This is a genomic window from Nocardioides sp. JS614, from assembly GCF_000015265.1.
In the GTDB taxonomy this organism is placed as follows: Bacteria; Actinomycetota; Actinomycetes; order Propionibacteriales; family Nocardioidaceae; genus Nocardioides.
On record NC_008699.1, the window covers coordinates 4,036,785 to 4,061,971 of the forward strand.

The window sequence follows — 25,187 nt, forward strand, 5'->3', positions numbered from 1 at the left end:
GCCGCAGTCTGGCCGACACGCCGTTCGAACAGGTGTTTGAACCCGACGGCCGAGATGGCTACCGTGCTCCCATGGCCACGCCCCAGACCGGCAAGAAGACCCCGTCCCGCCGCGTGAGCGAGCTGCCCGACGGACCGCCCGACGCCACCGGGCTGACCCCGCGCCAGCAGCGGGTGCTCGCCCACATCAAGGACTCCATCGAGAAGCGCGGCTACCCGCCCTCGATGCGCGAGATCGGGGAGGCGGTCGGGCTGACCAGCTCCTCGAGCGTGGCCCACCAGCTGAAGACCCTCGAGGAGAAGGGCTTCCTCAAGCGCGACCCGCACCGCCCGCGTGCCCTGGAGGTGTTCCTGCCCGAGGTGATGGCCGCGCGCCGGTCGATGTCGGCGGCCGAGGAGTCCTCCTTCGACGAGACCGGGGTCGGCGACGCGCTGCCCGCGGCGCAGTACGTGCCGGTCGTCGGCCGGATCGCCGCCGGCGGCCCGATCCTCGCCGAGGAGCGGGTCGAGGACGTCTTCCCGCTCCCCCGCCAGCTGGTCGGCGACGGCCAGCTGTTCCTGCTGGAGGTGCGCGGCGACTCGATGATCGAGGCCGCGATCTGCGACGGCGACTACGTCGCGATCCGCCAGCAGCCCACCGCCGAGAACGGCGAGATCGTGGCGGCCATGATCGACGGCGAGGCGACGGTCAAGACCTTCCAGCGCAAGGACGGAAATGTGTGGCTGCTGCCGCACAACCCGGCCTACGATCCGATCGACGGCACCCATGCCACCATCCTCGGTAAGGTGACAGCGGTGCTGCGACGGGTCTGACATCGACCGGACGTCGGGGAATTACCTGAGCAGACCCTGGTGTTGATTCCGGGTGGAGCCCGGATGACTCAGGGAGGTTGCATGAACAACGCTGGTGCTGTGACGACAGCATCCGCGCTCGCCCGCAGCCGCCCGATGCCGCGGTGGGCGCGCGGCATCCTCGAGCTGGTCCTGATCCTCGCCCTCTGGGTCGTCTACAGCCTGGCCCGGCTCCTCGCCGACACCGACATGGGCCCGGCCCTGCGCCGCGCCGACGAGCTCTTGCACCTCGAGGGCCTGATCGGGATCCAGTGGGAGGTCCCGCTCAACCAGCTGTTCAGCGACCACCGGGTGCTCGGCCTGGCCGGCAGCTACTGGTACGCCACCCTCCACTACGTCGTCACCGCCGGCGTGCTGATCTGGCTGTGGCGGCTCGGCGCCGACCGCTATGGGCCCGCCCGCCGGGCCCTGGTGATCGGCACCCTGATGGGCCTGATGGCCTACATCTCGCTGCCGACCGCGCCGCCGCGCTTCATCGGTGGGTACGTCGACATCCTCAGCCTGCACGCGGCCGACGGCTGGTGGGGCGCTGACGCCTCGGCGCCCCGCGGCCTGGGCGGGCTGACCAACGAGCTCGCGGCCTTCCCCTCGCTGCACGCCGGCTGGTCGCTGTGGGTCGCGCTCGCCCTGCAGATCTACGCCACCCGCAAATGGGTGCGCGTGCTCGGCTGGCTCTACGCCCTGGGCACCGCCGTCGTCATCGTCGGCACCGGCAACCACTGGGTGATCGACGCGATCGTGGGCTGGATGGTCATCCTCGCGGGCTGGGCCGCGGCCGAAGCGATCGGCCGGGTCCGGCTCCGGCACGCCCTGGGCCACCTGCTGCGACGACTGCGCCGGCGCGAGCCCGGCCTGGTGCTCACGGCCGCACCGGTCCAGACCACCTCTCGCGATGACGCGGCGGCGCAGGCCCCGTGCCCCGATGACGCGGTGGCGCAGGCCGCCGGGCGGCTGGTCGACTCCGAGCAGTGACCCGGCGCCCCCGTCCGGAGTGACGGCCGGGTGAACATACGGTGCTCACACCGGTGAGCCCGTGCCCCGGCACCCGGTGCGTCGTTCATTGAGGCGTGACCACCCTCGATCGCCGTACCCTCCTCGCCACCGGCACCGCCGGCGCCGCGACGCTCGCCGTCGCCACCGGCCTCGACGGGCCCGCGGGCGCCGCCGCACCCACCGGCGCCGCGGACGACCCGCGCGCGAGCGGCCGGGTGTTCCGACACGGGGTCGCCTCCGGCGACCCGCTTCCCGACGCCGTGCTGATCTGGACCCGGGTGACGCCGACCGCCGCGAGCCGGCCGGGGTCGGGCCACGGCCCCCGGGTCGAGGTCCGCTGGGAGGTGGCGCGCGACGCCGACTTCCGCCGGGTGGTGCGCCGCGGCAGGTTCCAGACCGGGCCGAGCCGCGATCACACGGTCAAGGTCGACGTCACCGGGCTGGAGCCGGCGACCTGGTACCACTACCGCTTCCGGTACGACGACGCCGTCAGCCCGGTCGGCCGGGCCCGCACCGCCCCGGCGAGCGACGCCAGCCCGGACCACCTGCGCTTCGGCGTCGTGTCGTGCGCGAACCTGCAGGCGGGCTGGTTCTCCGCCTACCGGGGCCTTGCCGCGCGCGACGACCTGCACGCCGTGCTGCACCTCGGCGACTACCTCTACGAGTACGGCCCCGGCGAGTATGGCTACGGGATCGACGACGAGGACATCCGCTCGCACCAGCCGGCCCACGAGATGCTCACGCTGGCCGACTACCGCCAGCGGCACGCCCAGTACAAGCAGGACCCGGATCTGCAGGCGCTGCACGCGAAGTACCCGTGGGTGATCACCTGGGACGACCACGAGGTGACCAACGACGCCTATCGCGAGGGCGCCGAGAACCACAACCCCGACCTCGGCGAGGGCGACTTCCACCGGCGCCGCGCCCGGGCGCATCGCGCCTACGACGAGTGGATGCCGGTGCGCATGGACGGCACCGCCGGGCTGCGCGACGGCGACCGGTTGTTCCGGCGGCTGCAGTTCGGCCGGCTGGCGGAGATCAGCATGCTCGACCTGCGCACCTACCGCGACGAGCAGGTCGCACGCCCGCTCCCCGAGCCGCTCCCGGTGGCCGACGCGGCGGTGAGCGACCCCGACCGCACCATCGTGGGCCGCCAGCAGCTCGACTGGCTCAAGCAGTCGCTCTCGCGCGGTCGCGCGCAGTGGAAGATCATCGGCAACCCGGTGATGATCGCGCCGGTGGACTTCGGCGGGCTCCCCGACGAGCTGATCGACCCGGTCAACGACGTCACCGGGCTGCTCCCCCGCGACGGCCTGCCCTACAACGTCGACCAGTGGGACGGGTACACCGACGACCGCCGCGAGGTCTTCACGCACATCCGCGACCACCAGGTGAGCGACGCGCTGTTCGTGACCGGCGACATCCACTCCGGCTGGGCGTGCGAGCTGCCGTACGACGCCTCAACGTACCCAGCCGGCGACTCCGCGGGCGTGGAGTTCGTGTGCTCGTCGGTCACCTCGAACAACCTCAAGGACCTCACCGGCACGCCCGCGCACACCACGAGCACCGCGGTCGAGCAGACGATCCTGGCCAACAACCGGCACATCAAGTACCTCAACTTCGACGACCACGGCTTCTCCGTCCTGGACGTGACGCCGCTGCGCGCGCAGATGGACTGGTACGTCATCGGCGACCGCGCCGACCGGGACACCTCGATCACCTGGTCGGTCTCCTACGCGACCCGCACCGGCACCGGCCGGGTCGAGCAGGTCGGGGAGCCGGTGTGAGCGGCCCGGTCGCGGCCGACCGCCGTACCTTCCTCAAGGCGGGCGCCGCCGGGCTGGTCTTCTCCACGGTCGCCGGCGCCCCGGCGCTCGCAGCTGCCGGGCGCAGCCCCCGACGCGCCTACGTGCTGGTCGTCGACGGCTGCCGGCCCGACGAGATCGACAGCGGCCTGACGCCGAACCTGGCGGCGCTGCGCGACGGTGGGCTCCGGTTCCCGCAGGCGTCGTCGATGCCGGTCATGGAGACGATCCCCAACCACGTGATGATGATGACCGGGCTGCGCCCCGACCGCACCGGGGTGCCCGCGAACTCCGTCTTCGACCGCGGGCTCGGCGAGGTGCGCACCCTCGACCGGCCCTCGGACATCCGGTGCGGAACGCTGCTGGGCCGGCTCGGCCGGCGCGGCCTCACCACCGGCACGGTGCTCTCCAAGACCTACCTGTACGGCGTCTTCGGCGGCCGTCCCACACACCGCTGGGAGCCCAGCCCGACGCTGCCGATCACCGACCACGCCCCCGACGCGCTCACCATCGACGCCGCGATCACGATGCTCGAGGAGTACGACCCGAACCTGATGTTCGTCAACCTCGGCGACATCGACCGGTTCGGGCACGCCGACCTCACCGGCACCACGCTGCGCGTCGCCCGCCGGCTCGCACTGGCCGACACCGACCTGCAGGTCCAGCGGTTCCTCGACGCGCTGAAGGCCCAGGGGCTCTGGGACCGGTCGATCGTGATCGTGCTGGCGGACCACTCGATGGACTGGTCGACCCCGGACCGGTTGATCGGCCTGACCGGGCCGCTCACCGCAGACCCGCTGCTCGCCGGGCGGGTCCAGATCGCCGACAACGGCGGCGCCGACCTCCTGTACTGGACCGGCCCCGATACCCAGCGCGCCGAGGCGATCGAACGGATGCGGACCATCGCGCGGGCCCAGGAGGGGGTGCTCGCGGCGTACGCACGCACCGCCCCCTGGCTGCGCCTGGGACCGGAGGCCGGTGACGTCGTAGTGTTCTGCCAGGCCGGCTGGCGGTTCAGCGAGCCGGACCCCACCGCGAACCCGATCCCCGGCAACCACGGCCACCCGGCCACCCGGTCGATCCCGTTCTTCGTCGGCGGCGGCCACCCCGACGTACCCCGACGCACCGCGTCCTCGCGGGTCGCCCGCACCATCGACGTCGCCCCCACCGTCGCCGCGTTCTTCGGCGCCGGCGCGCCGAAGGGCGGGTACGACGGCCGCAACCTGCTCCCCCGCACCCCACGACAGCAACCGGTGATCGAGATCGTGGAGGTCCCCGCACCCCACGCCGGCCACCGGTGATCGAGCTCGTCGAGATCCCCGCACCCGCGCAGGGCGGCGACCACCCCCGGCTGACCTCGGTGGTCACCGCCCTGCCTTCACTTCCGGGGTCTCGACAACGCTCGCTGGCGCTCGCTGCTCGACCACCGGAGGACACCCACGCCGGGCGGCGACCACCGCCAACCCGGTGTGGTCACCGCCCTGCCTTCACTTCCGGGGTCTCGACGACGCTCGCTGGCGCTCGCTACTCGACCGACGGCGGCCACCCGCGCCGGGCGGCGACCACCCCCGGCTGCCCTCGGTGGTCACCGCCCTGCCTTCACTTCCGGGGTCTCGACAACGCTCGCTGGCGCTCGCTGCTCGACCACCGGTGGACACCCGCGCAGGGCGGCGACCACCCCCGGCTGACCTCGGTGGTCACCGCCCTGCCTTCACTACCGGGGTCGCGACCCGGTTGCTGCGCAACCCGCTCGACCGACGACGGCACCGACACCGGGCAGGCCGAGCGAGGATCACCGGATCCGCGGCCCGGCGTGGTTCAGTAGTCCGGTGCGTCTGCGTCGTGTCCTCGTCCTGGCCGCGACCGCCGCGGTCGCCGGCTCGCTGCTGGGTGTCGTGCCCGCGCAGGCGGCCCCGGACAGCACCCCGGCGGGAGCGCGGGCACTGGCCGAGGCGCGGGCGGTGCTCGGGGGCGAGAGCCACCGCGACGCGACCCTGACGCTGCGCGAGCTGCGCCGGCACCGCGACGCCCTGTCCGCGGACGACCGGGCGAGCGCCGACCGGCTCCTGGCCCGGCCGAGCACCGGACGCACCAGCTGCTTCACCACCGTGTGCGTGCACTGGTCGGCCAGCGGCCCGAACAAGGCGACCGCCGGGTACGTCGACGAGGTCGCCAGCACCGCCGAGCACGTGTTGTCGACGTACGCCGCCGCCGGCTATCGCGCCCCGGAGAGCGACGGGACCCGCGGCGGGAACGGGCTGCTCGACATCTACCTGCAGGACCTGGGCGCCCAGGGCCTGTACGGCTACTGCGACAGCGACGGTCAGCCACCCGTGAACGGCCCCTACGACACGTGGGCGTACTGCGCCTTCGACAACGACTACCGCGAGTTCCCCGCCCACACCCCCGTGCAGAACCTGCAGGTGACCGCGGCCCACGAGCTCTTCCACGCCGTCCAGTTCGCCTACGACTACTTCGAGGACGGGTGGTTCATGGAGGCCACCGCCACCTGGGCCGAGGACGAGCTCTACGACGACGTCGACGACAACCTGCAGTACCTCGCCCAGAGCCCGCTCACCCAGCCGGCGCGGTCGATGGACCACTTCGAGTCCTACGGCCTGCGGCAGTACGGCGACTGGATCTTCTTCCGCTACCTGACCGAGAACCTCCCCGGCCGCAAGGGCGGGCTGCCCACCCTGGTGCGCGACGTCTGGGAGCAGGCCGACGGCGCCAAGGGCGGTCCCGACGACTACTCCATCCAGGCCGTGGCCCACGTCCTCGCCGAGCGCGGCACCAGCCTGCGTGACACCTGGGCGGCGTTCGCCGACGCGAACCGCCGCCCCGGCACGTCGTACCGCGAAGGCCGGGTCAACAAGTACCCGACGGCGTCCCCAGCCCGCACGATCGCGCTCACCGGCCGCCAGCGGGACACCGGCTGGACGACCCGACGGGTCGACCACCTGGCCAGCACCACCTACCGGATCACCCGGGCCGTGAAGATGAAGGCCCGCCGGCTGCGGCTGCGGCTGGACCTGCCGCGCACCGAGCGCGGGTCGGGTGCGGTCGCCACCGTCTACCGCACCGAGGGCCGGCCCGAGCCGGTGCCGCTGCAGCTCTCGGCACGCGGCAACGCGACCCGGTCCGTGGCCTTTGGCCGGGACGTGAGGTACGTCGAGGTGACCCTCGCGAACGCGGGTGTGGCCTACCGGTGCTGGCGCCGGACCGACACGGGCTACTCCTGCCGGGGCCGCTCGGAGGACGACGACCTGCCGATGCGGCTCCGGGCGGTCGCGCTGCGATAGCCCGATCGGGTCATGCGGCCCGGAGCAACCCGTAGTTGGCTGGTCACGTGTCCATTCACCGTCTCCACACCCGCTTCCAGGCCCGCCTCGTCGTCCCCGCCTGCCTCGCCGTCCTGCTCACCGGCGGGCTGATCGCCGGCCTCCCCGCAGCGAGCGGCGCACCCGGCGACCCGTCGGGAGCGGCCGGCAAGACGACCGCCTCCCGGACCGAGGCCCGGGCCGCGCTCGCCGACGCGCGGGCGGTACTCGCCGGGGACGCGGCGCCGGCGGCAGACGCGACGATGACGCTGCTCCGGCTCTGGCAGCTGCGCGGTGAGCTCACCGGCGCCGACCGGGCCGCGGCGGACCGGCTCCTGTCCCGCCCCGACGCGACGCAGGACGCGTGCACGGCGGACAACTGCTACCACTGGGTGACCACCGGCCCGGACGCGGTGCCGACGGGTGACCTGGACGGCGACGGCGTCCCGGACTACGTCCAGGACGTGATGGACATCGTCGACGGCGTGCACGACACCTACGTCGGCGCCGGCTACCGGGCGCCGAAGACCGACGGCGCGATCGGCGGGAGCCCGAACACCGACATCTACCTCGCGGACGTCGGCAGCGACAACCTCTACGGCTACTGCACGAGCGACGCACCGAACCCGCCCAGCGGCGGTCCCTATGACGCCTGGGCCTACTGCGTCCTCGACAACGACTACGACCCGAGCCAGTTCCCCACCAACACCCCGCTGGAGAACCTCCAGGTCACCGCGGCCCACGAGTACTTCCACGCCGTCCAGTTCGGCTACGACGCACTCGAGGACAGCTGGCTGATGGAGGCCACCGCCACCTGGGCCGAGGACGAGCTCTACGACGACGTCAACGACAACCTGCAGTACCTGTCGGAGAGTCCGCTGAAGAAGCCCGGCCAGCCGCTGGACACCTTCAACGACGCCGGCGCGCAGTACGGCACCTGGATCTTCTTCCGGTTCCTCACCGAGTGGGCGACCGACGCCGAGGGCGGCATGCCCACGCTGGTGCGCGACATCTGGCGGTACGCCGACGGTGCCGCCGGCGGCCAGGACGACTACTCGATGCAGGCGCTGTCCCGGGTCCTGGCAGAGCGAGGGTCCACCCTGCCGGTGATGCTCGCGACGTTCGCGACCGCGAACCGGGCACCCGCGCTCTGGTACGACGAGGGCGCCGCCAACCACTACCCGGTCGCCGCACCCGGCGGTACCTTCCGGCTCAGCACGTCGAAGAAGGACAGCGGCTGGAAGGCCGCCCGCCTCGCCCACCTGAGCAGCGTCACCGCCCGCTTCGTGCCGGGCACCGGGCTGGGCTCGTCCACCTGGAAGCTGAAGGTGACCCTCGACCTGCCCGACGCCGCCACGAAGCCCGCCGCCGTCGTCACGGTGTACCCGAAGGCGGGCGCTCCCACCGCCACGCTGGTCCCGCTGAGCTCCAGCGGAGCGGGGACCCGCAAGGTCGCCTTCGGCTCGACCCGCGTGAAGTACGTCGAGGTCACCCTCGTGAACGCCGGCAGCCGCTACGACTGCTGGACGGGCGGCGCCTACTCGTGCCAGGGCAGCTCGCTCGACGACGGCCGCAAGGTGCTGATGCGGGCGCAGGCGGTCAGGTAGCCGCGAGCCGGGTCAGCGCCTGGCGGGCGACCGCCGGATCGGTGGTCGTCCACATCGGCGGCAGGCTCGCCTTGAGGAACCCGCCGTACCGGGCGGTCGCGAGCCGTGGGTCGAGGACGGCGACGACGCCGCGGTCGGTGTGGGTGCGGATCAGCCGGCCCGCGCCCTGGGCGAGCAGCAGTGCGGCATGGGTGGCCGCCACCTGCATGAAGCCGTTGCCGCCGGCCTGGTCGGCGGCCTTCTGGCGGGCACTGAGCAGCGGGTCGTCCGGTCGCGGGAACGGGATCCGGTCGATGAGCACCAGCTGGCAGGTGTCGCCGGGGACGTCGAGGCCCTGCCACAGGCTGAGCGTGCCGAACAGGCAGGTGTGCGGGTCGCCGACGAACTGCGCGGCGAGCTCGGGCAGCTGCGCGTCGCCCTGGGCCAGGGTGGTGAGGTGCGGCAGCCGCCCGCGGACGGTCTCCGCCGCTGCCTCGGCCGCGCGGCGGCTCGAGAACAGCCCGAGCGTGCGGCCGTGCGCCGCGTCGACCAGCTCGACGATCTCGTCGAGCTGGGCCTTCCCGAGCCCGTCGCGGCCCGGGGGCGGCAGGTGCCGGGCGACGTACAGGATCGCCTGCCGGCCGTAGTCGAACGGGCTGCCGACGTCGAGGCCGCGCCACGGCTGGGCCTGCTCGGACACCGGCGTCTCGGCGACCGGGGAGCCGTCGACGATCCGCTCGGCGGGCTTCAGCCCGACGCTGGTGGCGACCGAGGAGAAGTCGCCGCCGAGCATCAGGGTGGCCGAGGTGAACACCACCGTCTTGTCGGCCAGCAGCTTGTCGCGCATCGGGCCCCACACCTGCAGCGGCGCCACACACAGCCGCGGCGGCATCCGCTCGGTGCCCTCGCTGAGCCACAGCACGTCGCTCTCGGAGGCCGCGGCCATCCGCTCGGCGGTCGCGAACACCTCCTGCACGGCGCCCTTGGCCTGCTGACGGCCCGCGTCGGGCTCCTCCGAGGAGTCCGCCTTGGGGTACGCCGAGAGGCAGGCCCGCGCCGCGTCGCGGACCAGCACCAGGGCGTCCGAGAGCTCCTCGGGGACCCGCTCGAAGCGGCCCGGCCGGGCCTCGGCGATCGCGTCGCGCAGCGCGTCGGCCGCGTCGGCGAGGTCGTCGGCCGCGCTCCCGTCCACGTGCCGCTGGCTGCGGCGCGCGGCGCGCTCGACCTCGGCGGCCCAGAGCTCGTCGGTCGCCGCCTGGGTCACCCGGGTGGTGAGCTCGTGCGCCTCGTCGATCACCACGACGTCGTACTCGGGGATCATCGGCACGCCCTCGATCGCGTCGATCGCGAGCAGCGAGTGGTTGGTGACCACCAGGTGGGAGCGGTGTGCCTTCTCCTTGGCCAGCTCGGCGAAGCACTCCTGGCCGAACGGGCACTTGGCCGCGCCCAGGCACTCACGGTGGTTGACGCTGACCTGGCGCCACTCCCGGTCGGTGTGCCGGGGCGCGTTGTCGCGCTCGCCGCTGCCACCCTGCTCGGCCTCCTCCTCGGCCCAGGCCCGCAGCTCGAGCACCTTCTTGCCCAGCGAACCCTCGGGCAGCTCGACCAGGGCACCCTGGTCGTCGGGGACGCCCTCGCGGATGCGGTGCAGGCAGGCGTAGTTGGAGCGGCCCTTGAGCACGGCGTAGCTGGTGTCGAGGCTGCCGGAACCGTCGGCCGCGGGAGCGCCCTCGACCGCCTCGACCAGCCGCGGCAGGTCGCGCTCGACGAGCTGGTGCTGCAGCGCGAGCGTCGCGGTCGCCACCACCACGCGGTCACCGTGCAGCAGGCTCGGCACCAGGTAGGCCAGGGACTTGCCGGTGCCGGTGCCGGCCTGGACCAGCAGGTGCCGGCCCTTGTCCATCGCCTCGGCGACGGCCTCGGCCATCCGCACCTGCCCGGCGCGCTCCTGGCCGCCCAGCGCCGCCACCGCGGTGCCGAGCAGCTCCGTGACGACTGGGGTCACGGCCGTCGCGGGGGACGTGGCGGGTGGGGCTTCGGGCACCCGAGCACCCTAGCCGCGCCCCCAGACACCCCGCGCCGCACCGTCCCCGCCCAGCTGTAACGCCGGGTTACCCCTTGTTCCCACGGTGCTGCAACATGGTCGGAACAAGGGGTAACCGGGCGTTACAAGGGAGAGGTCGCCGGGTCAGTCGTCGGTCGAGGCCACGTCGAACTCGGGGGTCCCGTCGACGCAGCGGGCGATGAGCTCGGTCTCCCGGCCCTCCTCGCCCTGGCCCTCGAAGTGCACCTCGAGCTGCTCGGGACCGTGGTCGCCGACCTCGACCCGGAAGCCCGGGTCGGCGGAGGAGGAGACCAGCGAGATGGCCGGGCCGCGGCACTGGGCGATGACCAGGCCGCCGGCACCCTGCCAGGTACGCCGTTGCGCGACCGGCCCGGGCGTCCCGCTGGAGGTGGGGCGCCGCGACGGGCGCGCGGAGGCGGCCGGCGCGGTGGGCGAGTCCGGCCCGGCGCCGGCGGAGGTCACCACCACTCCCGGGTCGGCCGTCGGGGCGATGCCGTCACCCGCCCGAGAGATGACCACCCAGACGACGCTCGACCCGACGGCCACCACGGCCAGCCAGGCCAGGACCGCGACCACCGCGCTGCGGCGCATGCTCATGACGCCAGTCTCCCAGCGCCGGACCACCCGTGCGGCGTACGTTCTGTCCCATGGCCAGCATCCTCGTCGTCGAGGACGACGCCGCGATCCGGGACGCGGTCCGACGGGGGCTCACCGAGCGCGGTCACGCGGTCGCCACCGCGGCCACCGGCCTGGCCGGGCTCGAGCACGTCCTGGCCGAGCGGCCCCAGGCGGTGCTGCTCGACCTCGGCCTGCCGGACGTCGACGGGCTCACCCTGATCGGCATGATCCGCGCGGCCAGCACGGTCCCGATCATCGTCATCACCGCCCAGGACGACGACCCGACGATGGTCAAGGCGCTCGACGGCGGCGCGGACGACTACGTCGTCAAGCCGTTCGGCACCGGCCAGGTCGAGGCCCGGATCCGGGCGGTGCTGCGGCGCGGCGACCGGGCGCTGACCAGCGAGCCGATCCGCGTCGGGCAGCTGGTCATCGACGAGGGTGCCCGCACCGCCGCCCTGGCCGGGCGACGCCTCGAGCTGGCCCGCCGCGAGTTCGACCTGCTGCTGGCACTCGCGCAGCGCCAGGGCCAGGTGATGACCAAGCGCGAGATCCTGGCCGAGGTGTGGCAGCAGGCGTACGGCGGGGGCGACCGCAGCATCGACGTCCACCTCTCGTGGCTGCGCCGCAAGCTGGGCGAGACGGCCGCCGAGCCGCGCTACCTGATCAGCGTGCGCGGGGTCGGCGTACGCCTCGTCGACCCGGACGCGGACTGAGGCGGCACCCGGTGCGTCGTCGGATCTCATGGCTGGTCGTGGCCACGACGTCGAGCGTCGTGGTCTCCTTCGTGATCCCGCTGTGCCTGCTGGTGCGCACCCTCGCCGAGGACCGCGCGATGGCGGCCGCCGACCAGGAGGCCCGCAACGTCGCGATCCTGGTCGCGAGCCTGCACGACGATCCGCAGCTGCCGGGTCTGATCGGCGATCTCGACCAGCGGGGCACGCCGTCGACGAGCGTGCTCACCGCGGACCGGCGGGTGATCGGTGCCGACACGGCGATGCGCGGCGACCCGGAGGTACGCCGCGCCGCGGCGGGCGAAGGCTTCGAGGTGGTCGACTCCACCGGCGGCCGGGTGCTGCTGCCCGTGGTCGTCGAGTCCGGCACCGCGGTGGTGCGCAGCAGCGTGACGCCCGAGGACCTGCGGCGCGGCGTCGCGGCGGCCTGGGCCGGCATCATCGGGCTGGGTGCCGTGCTGCTGGCGCTCGCCCTGGTCATCGCCGCGCGGCTCGGGCGCCGGGTCAGCGAGCCGGTGCGCCAGGTCGCCGCGGTCGCCCACCAGCTGCGGGAGGGCGACCTGCACGCCCGGGCCCGGGTCTCCGGGCCCGAGGAGACCCAGGAGCTGGCCCGCGCGCTGAACGCGCTCGCCGATCGCACCGTCGAGCTGCTCGCCGCCGAGCGGGCGAGCGTCGGCGACCTCTCCCACCGGCTGCGGACGCCGGTGACCGCGCTCCGCCTGGACGCGGAGGCCGTGGCCGACCCCGCGCTCGCGGCGCGGCTGGCCGACCACATCCAGGTGCTCCAGCGCTCGATCGACGTCATCGTCAAGGAGGCCCGCCGGCCGGTGCGCACCGACCTGGCCGCGGCGGGCGATGCCACCGCGACCGTCCGGGAGCGGGTCACGTTCTGGTCGGCGCTGGCCGAGGACCAGGGCCGGATGCTGACCGTCTCGCTGCCGGGCCGGCCGCTCGTCGTACCGGTCGCGGCCGGCGACCTCGCCGACCTGGTCGACGTGCTCGTCGACAACGTCTTCGCGCACACCCCCGACGGCACCGCGTTCGAGGTCGGGCTGGGCGTCGAGGACGGGCAGGCGGTGCTGGTGGTCGCCGACGAGGGTCCGGGGACGGCGTCGCGGCCCGGCGCCGACCGGGTCGGCAGCACCGGCCTGGGGCTGGACATCGCGCGGCGGACGGCCGCCGGCTGCGGCGGCGAGCTGCGACTCTCCGCGCCGTCCCAGCCGGGCACCCGGGTCGAGGTCCGCCTTCCGCTGGTGGCCGACCGCGGCTGAGGGCGGCCGCGGCTCAGTCGTCCTCGTGCTCGCCACCGTCGTCCCCGTGGTCGTCGCCGTGGTCGTCCCCGTGGTCCTCGGCGCGGTCGTCCCCGTGGTCGTCCCCGCGGTCGTCCCCGTGGTCCTCGGCGCGGTCGTCCCCGTGGTCCTCGGCGCGGTCGTCGCCACCGGCCCGCACGGGGCGGGTGGCCGGGGCAGCGGGGGCCGGGGCGGGTAGGACGACGGTGCGGACCTCCTCGGTCACACAGGCCTTGCCCCGGCGGACGGCCGGGGGCTGGCAGGGCGCCCAGCGCACCTTCGGGCGGGCGTGCCGGGTGCGCTCCACAACGGGTGCGGCGCCGGTCGAGGCGGTGGGCGACGAGCCGGCACCCACGGGACCCGCGGCGACCTGGTAGGCGGCGACGCCACCCAGGAGACCCACGGCGAGGACCGCGGCGAACACGAGAGCAGGAATGGTCTTCATGCCCCGACCCTGCGCCGACCACCGCTATGGGCACCTCGCGAGAACGTCAAGCGCGGGTCAAGGACCCCCATGACCCGGACTTAACGGTCGGATGAGGCGCCATTGCGGCGCCGCCCGGGAACGTCTGCGTCATGAGCTACTCCTCCACCGAGCGCAGCCGCCACGGCGTGGTGCGCCTCCGGATCGCCGTCGCCGCCGTCTCGGGGGCCACCGCGATCGCCGCGTTCTCCGCGACCGGCTGGCTGGCCGGGGCCGCGGCCCGGACCACCGAGGCCCAGCAGGCCGATCCGGTCCAGCAGACCACCGCCGCGACCGGGACGAAGGCCGCCGTCGCGCGACCGGACCGGCACCGCAGGGTGGTGCTGAAGCAGCGCCCCCAACGCACCCACGTGACGGTGCGCTACGTCCGGGCCACACCGTCGGCGCCGGTCGGCGGCGGGGGCACGGTCTCCCAGCCCGCCGTACACACCCCGTCGGCACCCGCCCCCCAGCCGGCCCCCCAACCGGCCCCTGCGCCGCAGCCCCCGCCGGCCCCGAGCTCGGGCTCCTGAGCCGATGACCGCCGCCACCGCCCGGTCCAGCGCACTGGGCACCTACGTCTTCCTGGCCACCCGCCGGGCGGCCGACCTCGACACCGCGAGCCGGATCGCCCGCCACGTGCTCGACGACGTCGACCGCACCTGCAGCAGGTTCCGGCCCGACTCCGACCTCTCCCGCGCCAACGCGGGCGCGGGCGGCTGGGTCGCGGTCGACCCGGTCCTCGTCGCCGCCGTCACCGCCGCCTGCGCCGCGGCCGAGGACACCGACGGGCTGGTCCACCCGCTGCTCGGACGGAACCTGGTGGAGCTGGGCTACGACCGCGACTTCGCCGCGCTCGCCGCCGTCGAGGACGACCGGGTGCCGGCGCAGCTGTGGCCCACCACGGCGCCGGGCCGGGACCGCTGGCGCGAGATCGGACTCGACGCCGACGGTGCGATCAGGGTGCCCGCCGGCACCGCCCTGGACCTCGGCGCGACGGGCAAGGCCTGGGCCGCGGACGTGATCGCGACCGCGTTCGCCGAGGAGCTCGGCGGACCCGCCCTGGTCAGCCTCGGCGGCGACCTGGCCATCGCGGCGCCCGACGGGCAGCCCTGGCCGGTCGCGATCTCCACCCATCCGGACGGACCGGTCGAGACGACCATCGCGCTGGACCGGGGCGGCCTCGCGACCTCGAGCACCCGGGTGCGCCGTTGGTCCCGCCGCGGGACCGACCTCCACCACCTGCTCGACCCACGCACCGGCCGGCCCGCGCCGGAGGTGTGGCGCACCGTGACCGCGACCGGGCCCACCTGCACGGCGGCCAACACCGCCTCGACGGCCGCGGTCGTGCTGGGGCGGGACGCACCGGCCTGGCTGACCGGCCGCGGAGTCGCCGCGCGCCTCGTCGACCGCACCGGGCGGGTGCGCACGACCGGCGCCTGGCCCACCGACACCGACGAGCACAGGAGACCCGCATGATCGACGGCGCCTCCCTCTGGTACCTCAACCGGAGCACCGGCTTCGTGCTGCTCGGGCTGTTCACGCTCACCACCGCGCTCGGCGTGCTCGCCACCGGCGGCCGCGCCGGCCGCGGCCTTCCCCGCTTCGTCACCCAGACGATGCACCGCAACCTGGCCCTGTTCTCGGTGGTGGCGCTCGGCGTCCACGTGACCACCGCGGTCGTCGACAGCTACGTCGACATCCGGTGGTGGCAGGCGCTGGTGCCCTACGTCGGTTCGACGTACCTCCCGCTCTGGCTGGGGCTGGGCACCCTGGCCGTGGACCTCGCCCTCGTGGTCACCGTGACCAGCCTGCTGCGCACCCGGATGCGGCACCGCTCGTGGCGCGCCGTGCACGTGCTGGCGTACGCCGGGTGGGCCGCGTCCGTGGCGCACAGCATCGGCATCGGCACCGACATCCGGAACGGAAGCTCGTGGGCCCAGCTCACCGTCGCGGCCTGCGTCGCCGTGGTCGCCGGCGCCGCCGTCCTGCGGCTCGCCCGGCTGGCCCTCGAACTGACCGAGCGCCACCGTGCCGTCCGGCCCGTGCGGAGCGCGCCGTGAGCGCGTCGCCGGTGCCGGTGCCCACCGAGCTGCACGTGCTCCCCGGCCCCGCCCTCCTGTCGGGCCTGGACGGCGGGCCGGGGCTGCGCGCGCACCGCCGGCAGTACGGCGAGCCGCCGCGCGTCGACGTGGCCGCCCTGCTGGCCGCGCTGGCGCGGCTCCGGGTCCGCGGCCGTGGCGGCGCCGCGTTCCCGTTCGAGGTCAAGCTGCGCACCGCGGCCGACCGGTCGAGGCAGGGCCGGCGCCCGGTCGTGGTGGTCAACCTCAGCGAGGGCGAGCCGGCCAGCGCGAAGGACAGCGCGCTGGCGCTGACCCGGCCGCACCTGGTGCTGGACGGCGCCGTCGCGACGGCGTACGCCCTCGGTGCGCGCGAGCTCCACGTCGTCGTCCCGCAGGAGCGCCCGCTGGTCGGCACGGCGATCCGGGCGGCCCTGGCCGAGCGCCGCGACCGGCTGCGCACCCACCTGCACACGGCCCAGGGTCGCTTCGTCGCCGGCCAGGCGCGTGCCGTGCTCGAGCTGATGGCCGGGCGTCCCAACCTGCCGGTGACCGCCTGGTCGCCCGAGGCGGTCGCCGGCCACCGCGGTCGCCCCACGCTGCTGTCGAACGCCGAGACCTGGGCGCAGGTCGGGCGGCTCGTCCTCGCCGGCGAGGAGCGGTACGCCGCGCTCGGGTCCGCGGACGAGCCGGGGACGACCCTGCTGACGCTGTCCGCGGCCACGTCCACGGTCGTCGAGGTCGAGCTCGGCAGCCCGTGGCGCGACGTGCTCCCGGAGGCATGGGCCGGCCGGTCGCTGCTGGTCGGCGGGTTCCACGGCGCCTGGGTGCCGTGGGCGACGCTGGTGGCCGGCCGGGTCTCGGTGGACGCGATGCGCGCCGCCGAGACGCCGCTCGGGGCCGGCGTGGTGGTGGCTCCGCGCGGGTGCCCGGTGGCCTTCACCGCCCGGGTCGTCGACTACCTCGCCGCGCAGAGCGCGCGCCGGTGTGGTCCGTGCCTCAACGGCCTGCCCGCCCTGGCGAGGGCCGTGCAGGAGGTCGTCGACGGCGCCGGGCACCCCGAGCGGGTCGAGGGGCTGGCGGCGCTGGTCACCGGCCGGGGCGCGTGCGCCCATCCCGACGGCACGGCCCGACTGGTCCGCTCGATGCTCGCGACGTTCCCCGACGAGGTGACCCGGCACGCGACGGGCCGCTGCACCGCCGTACCGTCCGCCCGGCTCGCCGAGGTGGCGTCATGACCGTCCGGCTCCGGGTCGACTGGCCCGACTGCCGCGCCCGCGGGCTGTGCCACGAGGTGCTGCCCGAGCTCGTCGACCTCGACGAGTGGGGCTACCCCGTGATCACCGGCGAGGTCACCCCCGAGCTGCTGGCCGACGCCCGGGTGGCCGTCCGGATGTGTCCCCGGCTGGCCCTCCGCCTCGTCACCTGACCGCCCGTGGCCCGGCCCCGTGCGCCAGCTGTAACGCCGGGTTACCCCACCTTCCCACCATGTTGCAGCACAGTGGGAAGAGCGGGTAACCCGGCGTTACATGCGGAGTGGCGGCCGCTAGTCCGTCGTGGCGAAGGCGGCGTCGAAGGCGGCCTCGGGGGCGTCGAAGGCCAGCCGGCGCACGAACGCGAGGGCCTCGGGGGCGCCGACCAGGCGGTCCATGCCGGCGTCCTCCCACTCGACCGAGATGGGGCCGTCGTACCCGATCGTGCCTCCTGCGCCAGCCCCAGCTCGGCCAGCCGTGAGACCTCCGCGGCGATCGTGGTCCGTGACACCTGGAGCCGGTCGGCGAGCTGGGCCTTCGACAGCGGCCCCTCGTCGCGGAGCTCGGCGAGCAGCCGGGCCTGCGTGGGGGTCTCCGCGCGGCCGGCCAGGGAATGACGCACGCTCGGATACTCCCACGGGGCGCCAACCGCCCGGCGCCGAACGCTGTAACGCCCTGTTACCCGATCTACCCGGGATGTTGCAGCACGGTGGGAGGGCAGGGTAAACGGGCGTTACAGCTCAGGAGGGCAGGCGGGCGAGCCGCGAGGCGACGTAGTCGCCGAAGGCGTCGTGGCCGGCGAGGGTGAGGTGGAGACGGTCGCCGAGGTAGTCCAGCCGGAGGCCGGACGTGCGGATGTAGGGGACGCCGTACCAGTCGGAGAGGGAGGCGAGCAGCGCGTCGACGTGGGGTACGGCGGCCGCGCGGGACGGCGCGCTGGCCGGGCCGACCACGACCACCCGCTGCCCGTCCAGGGCGGTCATCAGCCGCGCGAACCCGGCCCGGATCTCGCTGTCGGGCCGGTCGTAGTCGTTCAGCCCGCCCTCGACCACCACGAGGTCGGCGCCGCCGCGCAGGGCGGCCGGCGCCCGGTCGGCGAACGAGACCCCGGCGCAGGCGCTCGCGTGCACGCTGAAACCGGAGCCGGAGAACCCGGCCACGTGCACCGCACCGGGCAGCCGCGAGGGCCAGGAGGCGGCCGGCCGGTCCAGACCGAGGCCCGCGGACCAGGAGTCGCCGATCACGACGACCCGGTCGCCGGAGCCGCTGACCTGGGCGGCCCGGGCGACGGAGTCGGCCGTGAAGGCCCGGCATCGGTCGGCGTCCGCGCCGGCACGGTCGGCGACGCGCAGGATCAGCGCGGAGGCCAGGAGGAACACGAGGAGCGCGCCGATCGCCGCCGTGCGACGGCGTACAGACCTGCGCGAGCCCGGGCTCGCGACCCCCCGGAGGACCACGCGAGCAATGATGCGTCGCGGCGCGACCGCCCGCCCGGGATGTTGCCAACCCGTGATGAACCTGCAAGAAACCCTGGCAGGCTGGTCGGATGAGTGAGTACCTGGAGGTCACCGGTCCGGACGGTCGCACCATCGAGGTGCTCACCGGGGGCGACCCCGGCGGGTTCGGCCTGCTCTACCACGGCGGATCGCCGTCGGCGGCCGTCCCGTTCGTGACCATCGACGACGCCGCCCGGGCGCACGGGCTGCGGCTGGTGACCTACTCCCGGCCCGGCTACGGCGGCTCGACGCCGCGTCCCGCGGCAGGGCGGTACGCCGACGACGTGGTCGAGTCGCTCGCCGTGCTCGACGCGCTGGGCGTGGCCGAGTTCGTGACGGTGGGCTGGTCGGGCGGCGGACCGCGGGCGCTGGCGTGCGCCGCGCTGCTGCCGGACCGGTGCCGGGGCGCGGTCTCGCTCGCCGGGGTGGCGCCGTACCACGCATCGGGCCTGGACTGGTTCGCCGGCATGGCGGAGGAGAACCACGAGGAGTACCACGCCGCCGAGGAGGGACGGGAGGCCTACGAGGCCCACCTGACCGAGAACTTCCTCCCGATCCTCGGCGCCTCCCCCGGTGAGCTCGCCGCGGCGATGGGCGGCCTGGTGCCGCCGGTCGACCGCGCGGTGCTGCGCGGCGCGTTCGCGGACTGGCTGAGCCGGACCTTCCAGCGCGCCGGCGCGCAGGGGGTGGTCGGGGTGCGCGACGACGGGCTGGCGGCGGTGGCGCCCTGGGGGTTCGAGCTCGCGGACATCCGGGTGCCGGTCGCGGTCTGGCAGGGCCGCGAGGACGCGATGGTCCCGTTCGCCCACGGGGAGTGGCTGGCCGCGAACGTGCCCGGTGCCCGGCCGCACCTGCTCGACGACGAGGGCCACCTGTCGCTGGTCCAGGGGTTCGACGAGGTGCTCGCGGACCTCACCCGGCTGGCCGGGCTGTCGCCCGAGGCATGACCCGAGGCATGACCTGGCGCCCGACGGGGAACAACCCGCACATGGAAGACACGCCCATCTGCGCCTCCGTCGAGCGTGACCTCGAGCTCGAGTTCGACCAGATCACCGGCCCGCGCCCGGAGTGGACCCCCGCCGGGCAGCCCACCTGACGGCGCGGCCGCTCAGACGGCGTACGCCGCCAGCTCGCCGGCCAGGTCCTCGTTGGCCCGGCCGACCACGATGGTGCCCTCGCCGGTGTGCTCCATCGAGTCGATCTCGCCGTGCTGGTGCAGCCGGTTGATCAGGTCACCGCGCTCGTAGGGCAGCAACGCCTTGAACTCCACGCCGGGGCGGGGCAGCTCACCCTCGATCACCCGCAGCGCCTCGGCGACGCCCTCGCCGGTCTTCGCCGACACGACCACGGAGTGCGGCTCGCGCTGGCGCAGCCGCGCGATCACCATCGGGTCGGCGGCGTCGGCCTTGTTGATGACCACGAGCTCGGGCACCTGGGAGGCGCCGATCTCGGCGAACACCTCGCGGACCGCGGTGAGCTGGCCCTCCGGGTCGGGGTGCGAGCCGTCGACCACGTGCAGGATCAGGTCGGCGTCGGCGACCTCCTCCAGCGTCGAGCGGAACGCCTCGACCAGCTGGTGCGGCAGGTGTCGCACGAAGCCGACGGTGTCGCTCATCGTGTAGACCCGCCCGTCGGCGGTCGTCGTACGACGCGTCGTCGGGTCGAGCGTCGCGAACAGCGCATCCTCCACGAGGACTCCGGCGTCGGTGAGCCGGTTGAGCAGCGAGGACTTGCCGGCGTTGGTGTAGCCGGCGATCGAGACGCTGGGGATGTGGTGGCGGCGCCGCTCCTGGCGCTTGGTGTCGCGGGTCCCCTTCATCTCCTTCAGCTCGCGGCGGAGCTTGGCGATCTTGGTGTTGATCCGGCGGCGGTCGGTCTCGATCTTGGTCTCACCGGGGCCGCGGCCGCCGATGCCGACGCCACCCGCGGCGCGACCGCCGACCTGGCGCGAGAGGTTGCCACCCCAGCCGCGCAGGCGCTGCTTGAGGTAGTTGAGCTGGGCCAGCTCGACCTGCGCCTGGCCCTCCTTGGACTTCGCGTGCTGGGCGAAGATGTCGAGGATCAGGGCGGTCCGGTCGACGACCTTGACCTTGAGCCGGTCCTCGAGGTTGCGCAGCTGGCTGGGCGCCAGCTCGCCGTCGCAGATGACGGTGTCGGCGCCGGTGGCCTGCACGATCTCGCGCAGGCCGTCGACCTTGCCCCGGCCGATGTAGGTGGCGGGGTCGGGCTTCTGGCGGCGCTGGTAGATCGCGTCGAGCACCTCTGAGCCGGCGGTCTCGGCGAGCAGCGCGAGCTCGGCCATGGAGTTCTCCGCGTCCTCGACGGACCCCTCGGTCCAGACCCCGACGAGCACCACCCGCTCCAGCCGGAGCTGGCGGTACTCGACCTCGGTGATGTCCTCGAGCTCGGTGCGCAGCCCCGCCACGCGGCGCAGCTCGTGCCGCTCCGCGAGGTCGAGGTCGCCGGTCGTGGGCTCCTCCGGGTCGGGCTCGTCGACATAGCCGGACCGGAAGTCGTCGTCCTCCCAGTCCTCGGTGGCCGCGAGCTCGTCGTCGAGGCTGAAGGAGTTGAGGTCAGGTGCGTTCGTCATACGCCCCCAAGGGTACGTTCGCAGCCCTGAACCGCGCGAGCCGATAACGAACGCGCCGTCCGGCCGGGCAGTACGTTGAGCCGGTGACGAACCTCCCGGACCGGGCCCGCGTCGTGGTCATCGGCGGCGGCGTGATCGGCTGCTCGGTCGCCTACCACCTGGCCCACGCCGGCTGGAGCGACGTGGTCCTGCTGGAGCGGGACCGGCTGACGTCGGGCACCACCTGGCACGCAGCCGGCCTGATGACCTGCTTCGGCTCGACGTCGGAGACCTCGACGGCGATCCGGCTCTACTCCCGCGACCTCTACGCGCGGCTGGAGGCCGAGACCGGCCAGGCCACCGGCTTCCGGCCGGTCGGGCTGATCGAGGCGGCGGCCGACGAGGCGCGGCTCGAGGAGTACCGCCGGGTGGCGGCCTTCCAGCGGCACCTCGGGCTGGAGGTGCACGAGATCTCCCCGCGCGAGATGGCCGACCTGTTCCCGTGGGCGCGCACCGACGACCTGCTGGCCGGCTTCCACGTCCCGGGCGACGGGCGGGTCAACCCGGTGGACCTGACCCTGGCGCTGGCGAAGGGCGCCCGGCGGCTCGGCGTACGCATCGTCGAGGGCGTCTCGGTCAGCGACGTCCAGGTCTCGCCCGGCCCCGCCGGCGGCACGGACCGGGTGACCGGGGTGACGACCACGGCGGGCGACATCGAGTGCGAGTACGTCGTGAACTGCGCCGGCATGTGGGCCCGCGAGCTCGGCGCGCGCAACGGCCTGGTCATCCCCAACCAGGCCGCCGAGCACTACTACCTGATCACCGACACCATCGAGGGCCTCGACCCGGACGCACCGGTCTTCGAGGACCCCGCGTCGTACGGCTACTACCGCGAGGAGGGCGGCGGCATGATGGTCGGCCTCTTCGAGCCGGTCGCCGCGCCATGGCGGGTCGACGGCGTCCCGGCCGACTTCTCCTTCGGGACGATCCCGCCGGACTGGGACCGGATGGGCCCGTTCCTGGAGAAGGCGATGGCCCGGGTGCCGGTGACCCTCGATGCCGGGGTGCGCACGTTCTTCTGCGGGCCCGAGTCGTTCACGCCGGACCTCGCGCCCGCGGTCGGCGAGGCCCCGGGCCTCCGCAACTACTTCGTCGCCGCCGGGATGAACTCCGTCGGTGTGCTCTCCGCGGGCGGCCTGGGCCGGGTGCTGGCCGAGTGGATCACCACCGGGCGGCCCGACGTCGACGTCACCGGCTTCGACGTGCACCGGTTCCGGCCCTGGCAGGCCGACGACGCCTACCGCGCCGCCCGCACCACCGAGATCCTCGGCACGGTCTACGCCGCGCACACGCCCGGGACCCAGCTGCGCTCGGCCCGCGGCACGCTGCTCTCGCCGGTGCACGACCGGCTGGTCGAGCAGGGCGGCTACCTGCGGGAGGTCTCGGGCTGGGAGGGCGCGGACTGGTTCGCCGGTCCCGGCACCACGCCGGTCGCCGAGCCCAGCTGGGGCCGGGCCCCGTGGTTCCGGGAGTGGGCGGCCGAGCACCGCGCCGTCCGGGAGGGCGTGGGACTGATGGACATGAGCTTCATGGCGAAGCTGGCCGTCCGCGGTGCCGGCGCGGCCGCCCTGCTCGACCGGGTCTCGGCCGGCGACGTGACCGCCTCGGTGGAGACCATCACCTACACCCAGTGGCTGGACGAGCGCGGCCGGATCGAGGCGGACCTCACCGTCACCAAGCTCGCCGACGACGACTTCCTCGTGGTCGCCTCCGACACGGCCCACGGGCACACGCTGGCCTGGCTGCGCGGGGCGGTCGCCGACGGCACCGACGTACGCATCGAGGACGTGACCGCCGACTACGCCCAGCTCAACGTGCAGGGCCCGCGCTCCCGGGACCTGCTGGCCGCTCTCACCGACGCGGATCTCTCGACCGCTGCCTTCGGTTTCCGCACGGCACGCTGGATCGAGGTGGCCGGCGTGCGCGTGCTGTGTGCGCGGATCACCTACCTGGGCGAGCTCGGCTACGAGCTGTACGTCCCCGCCGGCTCCGGCCTGAAGGTGTACGACGCGCTGCAGGACGCCGGCCCGGCGTACGGCCTGCGGCCGGTGGGGCTCAAGGCGCTGGCGTCATTGCGGATGGAGAAGGGTTACCGCGACTTCGGGCACGACATCGACAACACCGACTGCCCGCTCGAGGTCGGCCTCGGCTTCGCGCTGTCGCTCGACAAGCCGGGCGGGTTCGTCGGCCGCGACGCGGTGCTGGAGCGCAAGGCGGCGAACGCGGCGGCCGGCGGGATGGGCCAGCGACTGGTGCAGGTGCGCCTGCTCGACCCGGATCCGCTGCTCCACCACGCGGAGGTGGTGCACCGCGACGGCGTGCCGGTGGGGTACGTCCGCGCGGCGTCGTACGGCTGGACCCTCGGTGGGGCCGTCGGGCTGGCGATGGTCTCGGGACAGGGGGCGCCGGTGACGCCGGACTGGCTGTCGGGCGGCACCTGGGAGGTCGACGTCGCCGGGACCCGGCACCGCGCCGAGGTGTCGCTGCGGCCGATGTACGACCCGGCATCCGCGCGCGTCCGGGCGTGAGCGCGGTGCGCCTGCCGGAGGTCCCGCCGGGGATCCGGCTGCTCGGCATCACCGGTGCTCCCGGGGTGGGCAAGTCGACGGTGGCCGCCGCGCTCCGTCGACAGCTGGGGCTCGCGATCCTGCCGATGGACGGCTTCCACTACGCCGATGTGGAGCTCGTGCGGCGCGGGCTGCTGGACCGCAAGGGCGCGCCGGAGACCTTCGACGCCGAGGGGTACGCCGCGCTGCTGCGGCGGGTCCGCGCGGGCGAGGCCGACGTGGTGGCGCCGATGTTCGAGCGGGACCTGGAGCAGCCGCTGGCCGGCGCGATCCCGGTGCCGGCGACGGGGACGGTCGTGACCGAGGGCAACTACCTGCTGCTCGACGAGCCGCGCTGGCGGGCGGTCCGCGAGCAGCTCGACGTGGTGTGGCACCTGGTGCTCGACCAGACGGTGCGGGTCGAGCGGCTGGTCGCCCGGCACGTGGCGTTCGGCAAGACGCCGGAGGCGGCTCGCGCCTGGGTGATGCGGGTGGACCGGGCGAACGCCCGGCTGGTCGAGGCCTGCCGGGACCGGGCCGACCTCGTGGTCGAGCTCTAGCTCTGGCCGGGGCCCCTCCGGGTCGTGTGCCTGAGCACGCGCCATGGCGCGTCCTCAGGCACACGACCCCACCGCAGGCTGGTCGGCGCCTACTTGGGGGGCATCCGGATGCCGCCGTCGACGCGGATCACCTCGGCGTTCAGGTAGCTGTTGGTGATGCACTCGACGACCATGCTGGCCAGCTCGTCCGGCACGCCGAGGCGCTTGGGGAACAGCACGCTCTCGCCGAGCTTGGCCTTGAACGCCTCCGCGGCCTCGCCCTCGCCGTAGATCGGGGTGTCGATCAGGCCCGGAGCGATCGTGTTGAGCCTGATGCCGGCGGCGGAGAGATCCCGGGCGACGGGCAGGGTCATGCCGACGACCCCGCCCTTGGAGGCGGAGTACGACGCCTGCCCGATCTGGCCGTCGAAGGCGGCCACGCTGGCGAGGTTGACGATCGCGCCGCGACAGCCGTCCTGGTCCGGCTCGTTGCGGCTCATGGCGGTCGCGGCGAGCCGGACCATGTCGAAGGTGCCGATCAGGTTGATCGCGATCACCTTGCGGAAGGCTTCCAGGTCGTGCGCGGAGTCGAACTCGCCGTCGCGGCCGATGGTGCGCTGCGCCCAGCCGATGCCGGCGGAGTTGACGCACGCGCGCAGCGGGGCGATCTGGGCGGCGGCCTCGACGGCCGCGCGGATCTGGTCGGTGTCGGTGACGTCGACCCGGGCGAAGACGCCCCCGATCTCCTGGGCGAGCGCCTCGCCCTTGTCGGCCTGCAGGTCGGCGACCACGACGACCGCGCCCTTCTCGGCGAGCTGACGAGCGGCGGCCGCGCCGATGCCCGACGCCCCACCCGTGACGATGGCACTGGCTCCGTTGATGTCCATGCGCGCGAGCATAACCATGCTCACAGTGGGACTGTCACGGTGCGGGTCCGAGC

At 74.2% G+C, this 25,187-nt stretch carries 22 protein-coding genes and 1 pseudogene; 16 read left to right on the forward strand and 7 right to left on the reverse strand.

All coding sequences use genetic code 11. The features are described from left to right. Positions 1-71 precede the first annotated feature (71 nt). The 6 genes from lexA to NOCA_RS20800 all read left to right on the forward strand — a co-directional run bounded on the left by lexA (position 72) and on the right by NOCA_RS20800 (position 8,576). Positions 72-812: a transcriptional repressor LexA gene (gene lexA / locus NOCA_RS20775; RefSeq protein WP_011757248.1), complete on the forward strand. Its 741-nt coding sequence runs from the start codon at positions 72-74 to the stop codon at positions 810-812. A gap of 99 nt (positions 813-911) precedes the next feature. Next, entirely contained in the window at positions 912-1,823 is a 912-nt protein-coding gene (locus tag NOCA_RS20780; RefSeq protein ID WP_158305690.1) for a phosphatase PAP2 family protein, read from the forward strand. A 95-nt stretch (positions 1,824-1,918) separates the two neighbouring features. After that, the gene (locus NOCA_RS20785) at positions 1,919-3,631 is read left to right on the forward strand and encodes an alkaline phosphatase D family protein (RefSeq protein WP_041546756.1); all 1,713 of its coding nucleotides are present in this window, start codon (positions 1,919-1,921) and stop codon (positions 3,629-3,631) included. After that, the gene (locus NOCA_RS20790) at positions 3,628-4,950 is read left to right on the forward strand and encodes an alkaline phosphatase family protein (protein WP_083768216.1); all 1,323 of its coding nucleotides are present in this window, start codon (positions 3,628-3,630) and stop codon (positions 4,948-4,950) included. Before NOCA_RS20785 ends, NOCA_RS20790 begins: the two co-directional genes overlap by 4 nt. A gap of 528 nt (positions 4,951-5,478) precedes the next feature. Continuing rightward, a complete protein-coding gene (locus tag NOCA_RS20795; RefSeq protein ID WP_011757253.1) occupies positions 5,479-6,951 on the forward strand; it encodes an MXAN_6640 family putative metalloprotease in 1,473 nt (490 codons plus the stop codon). Between the two features lie 47 nt (positions 6,952-6,998). Continuing rightward, positions 6,999-8,576 (forward strand): MXAN_6640 family putative metalloprotease, encoded by a 1,578-nt coding sequence (locus NOCA_RS20800; protein ID WP_041546758.1) that lies wholly within the window; start codon positions 6,999-7,001, stop codon positions 8,574-8,576. Here the strand turns inward: NOCA_RS20800 and NOCA_RS20805 are convergent. Together NOCA_RS20805 and NOCA_RS20810 are read right to left on the reverse strand one after the other, a co-directional pair. Then, the gene (locus NOCA_RS20805) at positions 8,569-10,599 is read right to left on the reverse strand and encodes an ATP-dependent DNA helicase (RefSeq protein ID WP_011757255.1); all 2,031 of its coding nucleotides are present in this window, start codon (positions 10,597-10,599) and stop codon (positions 8,569-8,571) included. The genes NOCA_RS20800 and NOCA_RS20805 overlap by 8 nt on opposite strands. 144 nt (positions 10,600-10,743) lie before the next feature. Then, entirely contained in the window at positions 10,744-11,217 is a 474-nt protein-coding gene (locus tag NOCA_RS20810; protein WP_011757256.1) for a hypothetical protein, read from the reverse strand. A gap of 50 nt (positions 11,218-11,267) precedes the next feature. On the opposite strand from NOCA_RS20810, the gene NOCA_RS20815 reads away from it, so the two are divergent. Together NOCA_RS20815 and NOCA_RS20820 are read left to right on the forward strand one after the other, a co-directional pair. After that, complete coding sequence (locus NOCA_RS20815; protein WP_011757257.1) at positions 11,268-11,954, forward strand: response regulator transcription factor; 687 nt, start codon at positions 11,268-11,270, stop codon at positions 11,952-11,954. Between the two features lie 11 nt (positions 11,955-11,965). Next, on the forward strand, positions 11,966-13,243 hold the full coding sequence (locus NOCA_RS20820) for a sensor histidine kinase (RefSeq protein ID WP_011757258.1): 1,278 nt from the start codon (positions 11,966-11,968) through the stop codon (positions 13,241-13,243). A 13-nt stretch (positions 13,244-13,256) separates the two neighbouring features. Here NOCA_RS20820 and NOCA_RS20825 read toward each other — a convergent pair whose 3' ends face one another. Continuing rightward, positions 13,257-13,706 (reverse strand): hypothetical protein, encoded by a 450-nt coding sequence (locus tag NOCA_RS20825; protein ID WP_140403921.1) that lies wholly within the window; start codon positions 13,704-13,706, stop codon positions 13,257-13,259. Between the two features lie 131 nt (positions 13,707-13,837). Here NOCA_RS20825 and NOCA_RS27670 point away from each other — a divergent pair, with 131 nt between their 5' ends. Genes NOCA_RS27670 through NOCA_RS20850 form a run of 5 tightly spaced genes read left to right on the forward strand, consistent with a single transcriptional unit; the run spans position 13,838 to position 17,213 of the window. Then, positions 13,838-14,257, forward strand: a complete 420-nt coding sequence (locus NOCA_RS27670; protein ID WP_011757259.1) for a hypothetical protein — start codon at positions 13,838-13,840, stop codon at positions 14,255-14,257. A gap of 4 nt (positions 14,258-14,261) precedes the next feature. Beyond that, positions 14,262-15,203 carry an FAD:protein FMN transferase gene (locus tag NOCA_RS20835; protein ID WP_011757260.1) on the forward strand — a complete coding sequence of 314 codons (942 nt, stop codon included), beginning with the start codon at positions 14,262-14,264 and terminating at the stop codon, positions 15,201-15,203. Next, on the forward strand, positions 15,200-15,787 hold the full coding sequence (locus tag NOCA_RS20840; RefSeq protein ID WP_011757261.1) for a ferric reductase: 588 nt from the start codon (positions 15,200-15,202) through the stop codon (positions 15,785-15,787). The genes NOCA_RS20835 and NOCA_RS20840 overlap by 4 nt, the downstream gene beginning before the upstream one ends. After that, positions 15,784-17,022 carry an NADH-ubiquinone oxidoreductase-F iron-sulfur binding region domain-containing protein gene (locus NOCA_RS20845; protein ID WP_011757262.1) on the forward strand — a complete coding sequence of 413 codons (1,239 nt, stop codon included), beginning with the start codon at positions 15,784-15,786 and terminating at the stop codon, positions 17,020-17,022. Before NOCA_RS20840 ends, NOCA_RS20845 begins: the two co-directional genes overlap by 4 nt. Beyond that, positions 17,019-17,213, forward strand: a complete 195-nt coding sequence (locus NOCA_RS20850; RefSeq protein ID WP_011757263.1) for a ferredoxin — start codon at positions 17,019-17,021, stop codon at positions 17,211-17,213. The genes NOCA_RS20845 and NOCA_RS20850 overlap by 4 nt, the downstream gene beginning before the upstream one ends. A gap of 290 nt (positions 17,214-17,503) precedes the next feature. Here the strand turns inward: NOCA_RS20850 and NOCA_RS26700 are convergent. Further along, positions 17,504-17,659: pseudogene (locus NOCA_RS26700) on the reverse strand (MarR family transcriptional regulator); the annotation flags it as partial. A 118-nt stretch (positions 17,660-17,777) separates the two neighbouring features. Next, positions 17,778-18,494 carry an SGNH/GDSL hydrolase family protein gene (locus NOCA_RS20855; protein WP_011757264.1) on the reverse strand — a complete coding sequence of 239 codons (717 nt, stop codon included), beginning with the start codon at positions 18,492-18,494 and terminating at the stop codon, positions 17,778-17,780. An 89-nt stretch (positions 18,495-18,583) separates the two neighbouring features. Between NOCA_RS20855 and NOCA_RS20860 the strand changes: the two genes are divergently transcribed. After that, entirely contained in the window at positions 18,584-19,480 is an 897-nt protein-coding gene (locus NOCA_RS20860; protein WP_011757265.1) for an alpha/beta fold hydrolase, read from the forward strand. 161 nt (positions 19,481-19,641) lie between these two features. Here the strand turns inward: NOCA_RS20860 and hflX are convergent, their stop codons facing one another. Then, complete coding sequence (gene hflX / locus NOCA_RS20865) at positions 19,642-21,123, reverse strand: GTPase HflX (protein ID WP_011757266.1); 1,482 nt, start codon at positions 21,121-21,123, stop codon at positions 19,642-19,644. A gap of 83 nt (positions 21,124-21,206) precedes the next feature. On the opposite strand from hflX, the gene NOCA_RS20870 reads away from it, so the two are divergent. Together NOCA_RS20870 and NOCA_RS20875 are read left to right on the forward strand one after the other, a co-directional pair. Further along, the gene (locus tag NOCA_RS20870) at positions 21,207-23,690 is read left to right on the forward strand and encodes a GcvT family protein (protein WP_011757267.1); all 2,484 of its coding nucleotides are present in this window, start codon (positions 21,207-21,209) and stop codon (positions 23,688-23,690) included. After that, a complete protein-coding gene (locus tag NOCA_RS20875) occupies positions 23,687-24,268 on the forward strand; it encodes a nucleoside/nucleotide kinase family protein (RefSeq protein ID WP_011757268.1) in 582 nt (193 codons plus the stop codon). Before NOCA_RS20870 ends, NOCA_RS20875 begins: the two co-directional genes overlap by 4 nt. Before the next feature lie 89 nt (positions 24,269-24,357). Here NOCA_RS20875 and NOCA_RS20880 read toward each other — a convergent pair whose 3' ends face one another. Continuing rightward, entirely contained in the window at positions 24,358-25,134 is a 777-nt protein-coding gene (locus tag NOCA_RS20880) for an SDR family NAD(P)-dependent oxidoreductase (RefSeq protein ID WP_041548057.1), read from the reverse strand. Positions 25,135-25,187: the final 53 nt, after the last annotated feature.

Coding starts and splice junctions, on each gene's coding strand:
- NOCA_RS20880 (WP_041548057.1), bottom strand. CDS start 25,134: ATGGACATCAACGGAGCCAGTGCCATCGTCACGGGTGGGGCGTCGGGC.
- NOCA_RS20810 (WP_011757256.1), bottom strand. CDS start 11,217: ATGAGCATGCGCCGCAGCGCGGTGGTCGCGGTCCTGGCCTGGCTGGCC.
- lexA (WP_011757248.1), top strand. CDS start 72: ATGGCCACGCCCCAGACCGGCAAGAAGACCCCGTCCCGCCGCGTGAGC.
- hflX (WP_011757266.1), bottom strand. CDS start 21,123: ATGACGAACGCACCTGACCTCAACTCCTTCAGCCTCGACGACGAGCTC.
- NOCA_RS20860 (WP_011757265.1), top strand. CDS start 18,584: ATGAGTGAGTACCTGGAGGTCACCGGTCCGGACGGTCGCACCATCGAG.
- NOCA_RS20825 (WP_140403921.1), bottom strand. CDS start 13,706: ATGAAGACCATTCCTGCTCTCGTGTTCGCCGCGGTCCTCGCCGTGGGT.
- NOCA_RS27670 (WP_011757259.1), top strand. CDS start 13,838: ATGAGCTACTCCTCCACCGAGCGCAGCCGCCACGGCGTGGTGCGCCTC.
- NOCA_RS20840 (WP_011757261.1), top strand. CDS start 15,200: ATGATCGACGGCGCCTCCCTCTGGTACCTCAACCGGAGCACCGGCTTC.
- NOCA_RS20835 (WP_011757260.1), top strand. CDS start 14,262: ATGACCGCCGCCACCGCCCGGTCCAGCGCACTGGGCACCTACGTCTTC.
- NOCA_RS20850 (WP_011757263.1), top strand. CDS start 17,019: ATGACCGTCCGGCTCCGGGTCGACTGGCCCGACTGCCGCGCCCGCGGG.
- NOCA_RS20815 (WP_011757257.1), top strand. CDS start 11,268: ATGGCCAGCATCCTCGTCGTCGAGGACGACGCCGCGATCCGGGACGCG.